This is a genomic window from Bradyrhizobium sp. WYCCWR15520 (assembly GCF_056174665.1).
In genome coordinates, this window is the sequence record NZ_JBWBWM010000125.1 from 1 (window position 1) to 2714 (window position 2714).

At 63.7% G+C, this 2714-nt stretch carries 2 protein-coding genes and 1 pseudogene; all 3 read right to left on the reverse strand.

Annotation, left to right across the window (positions count from 1 at the left end):
• Positions 1-177: 177 nt before the first annotated feature.
• Positions 178-1717, reverse strand: a pseudogene (gene tnpC / locus AC0QUY_RS42380) (IS66 family transposase).
• Complete coding sequence (gene tnpB, locus AC0QUY_RS42385; protein WP_161851830.1) at positions 1684-2136, reverse strand: IS66 family insertion sequence element accessory protein TnpB; 453 nt, start codon at positions 2134-2136, stop codon at positions 1684-1686. The pseudogene tnpC and the gene tnpB overlap by 34 nt, the downstream one beginning before the upstream one ends.
• Positions 2133-2558: an IS66-like element accessory protein TnpA gene (tnpA, locus tag AC0QUY_RS42390; protein WP_246738561.1), complete on the reverse strand. Its 426-nt coding sequence runs from the start codon at positions 2556-2558 to the stop codon at positions 2133-2135. The genes tnpB and tnpA overlap by 4 nt, the downstream gene beginning before the upstream one ends.
• Positions 2559-2714: the final 156 nt, after the last annotated feature.

Below are 2714 nucleotides of genomic sequence, written 5' to 3' on the forward strand. Positions count from 1 at the left end.
GCGCGTGAAGTCAGTCCCATAGAGCACCTCTTCTCGAATCAGGTGCCCATCAAAGAATCACAAGCGATTCTAGCGACTCAAGTTTTTCGGCTCAGTGCACCTCAAAAAAATGTGGGTAATCGTAAGCCGGCGAAGGCCCCCGGTTAGGGCGTTTTTTGGGCGAAAGGCTGATCGCGCCTAAGCGGCGTGAGCGACGCTTTGAGGCTGCCACTTCCAAGGCAGCAGTTCGTCAATGCGCTTTGCAGGGTGATCCGGTAGGCGCGCCAACGCGTCGGCAATCGCTTGGCGGTGGCGATGAGGCTGTAGATGGCAGCCGCACGCCGGCCGCCCGCATCGGACCCGGCGAAGGTCCAATTTTTTCGTCCCAGGGCGACCGCCCGTAGCTCACGCTCAGCAGCATTGTTCGACATGCAAAGCCGTCCGTCATCAAGGAAGCGGCTAAATGCATCCCAGCGGCTGAGACAGTAATTGATCGCTTTGGTCGTCCCGTTGTTCCTGGAGAGCTTGGCGCGCTGCTCGCGCAACCACGCCTCCAGCTCGACCATCAGGGGGCGGCTACGCTCCTGGCGTACACGCAAACGCTCCTGCGTAGTAAGATCGTTGATCTCGCGCTCGATGGCGAACAGAACATCGATGCGCTTGACCGCCTCGGCCGCGATCGGCGCCTTGCTGAGCCGCGCGAGATCAAAGAACTTGCGCCTGCCGTGTGCCCAGCACGCGGCCTCGATGATTGGGCCGCCCTTGCGATTGGCCTCGTAGAGCTTGCTGAACCCGGCATAGGCGTCGGCCTGCATCAGTCCGGCATAGCCCGACGGATGCTGCTCCGGATGCGCACCGCCACGATCAGGCGAGTAGAAGAACACGGCCGCCGGCGGATCTGGGCCGGCAAACGGACGGTCGTCGCGCAGGTAGGTCCAGAGCCGGGCGGTTCGGGTCTTGCCCTTGGCCAGGACCGGCACCGTGGTGTCGTCCGCGTGGATGCGTTCGGCCGCAAAGACATGGCTCCGGATCGCCTCAACCAGCGGCATCAGGGTTGCGGCGGAGGCTCCCACCCATTCTGCCAGCGTCGAGACATCGAGGTCGATGCCTTCACGCTGGTAGACGTCGCTCTGAGAGTGGCAGGTGCAGGCCGTACTTGGCGAACAGGACATGGGCCAGCAGCTTGGGCCCTGCACGCCCGCGCGCAATCGGATGCGAGGGAGCCGGCGGCTGGGTAATCGCTTCACAGGCCCGGCAGACGAGCTTCTCGCGCACGTGCTGGATCACTTTCCACTGGCGCGGAACGAGCTCCAGCGTCTCCGTCACGTCCTCGCCAATCTTGCGCAACCGGCTATCGCCACAGCATGGGCAGGTCGCAGGCACTGGATAGACAAGGCGTTCCCGCGGCAAATGCTCCGGCAGCGGCCAGCGGGCTGGCTTGCGGCGCTCGAACGATGGCACCGCAATCTTCTCGGCTGCCATTTGCGCTGCGGTCTCAGCTTGCGCCGCGTTCTCCTCCAGGTCGGCGAGCTGTAGCTCGAGCTGATCCAACAATGCGCCTCGCTCGGAGGACTGTCCGAACTGCTCGTGCCGCAGCTTCTTGATCGTGAGCTTGAGCTTCTCGATCAGCAGTATCCGTGCCTGAGCTTCCGCCTCCGCGGCCAAGCGGGCCGCTCGCTCGGCGCAGCATCGCCTTCAGGGTGGTCACATCGTCGGGGAGAGAATCATCGGCGCCCATCGCCGACCAAGAATCACAAGACGCGGCCTCTGTCTGGACTGCTGGTCGCGCCGTCGATTCAAATCACAGCGATTAGCCGCCGCCTGCGGCCTCCACGTGTGTTGCGGCATCCGCCAGTCAATGCCCTCCAGCAGGTAGCCAAGCTGGGCTGGGGGGATTGTCACCACGCCATCAGCTGACGACGGCCAGAGAAAGCGGCCCCGCTCCAGCCGCTTGGCATAGAGCGACATGCCCAGCCCATCATGCCAAAGGATCTTGATGAGCTTGCCGCTCTTGCCACGGAACACGTAGATGTCGCCGCCGTGCGGGTCGCGCCTAAAGGCTTCCTGCACCAGCAAGGCCAGCGAGTTCATACCGCGACGCGTATCGGTGTGGCCGGTCGCAACCCACACCCGCACGCCCGACGCAATGGGGATCACCGTAGGCGTCCATCTGCCAGAGCCGCCACGGCGGCCTTCAGCGTCGCCGTGTCGACCGTCCCCGTGATCCGCATCCGAGCCCCGGCAGCAAACTCGATCTCGATTGACCCGCCGCTGCTTGCCGGCGCGACTGGACCAGGCGTCGGCCCCGACTCCGCGACCACCATCGCCGGTACGAAACCCGTTTGATGGGCGGCATCCTTCGGCTCAGGCCGAAACGAGCGTCGCCACCGCAGCAGCAATGAGCGCGAAACGCCATACCGCCGCGCCGTCGCCGCGACCTGGCGCGGCGCCTGTAAGCTCTCCAGGACGATCTTGAGCTTCTCATCCTCGGACCAGCGCCGCCGCCGGCCCGTGTCCACCACTTCAAGCCGTTCGACTTGGGCACTGCGCCTATCACTGTCCATAAGGACAGTACTCAACAACACGCCTCATTCGGCAAGGCGGCCTTCACCGGCTTACGATTACCCACATTTTTGAGTCAGAGTTTTGCTCCCGTTGCGATATCGATGAATCGCGATAATCCGCGCCACATGATCAGATTCCCTGGTGGCGGATCGTTGGCGCGGGCGAGATAG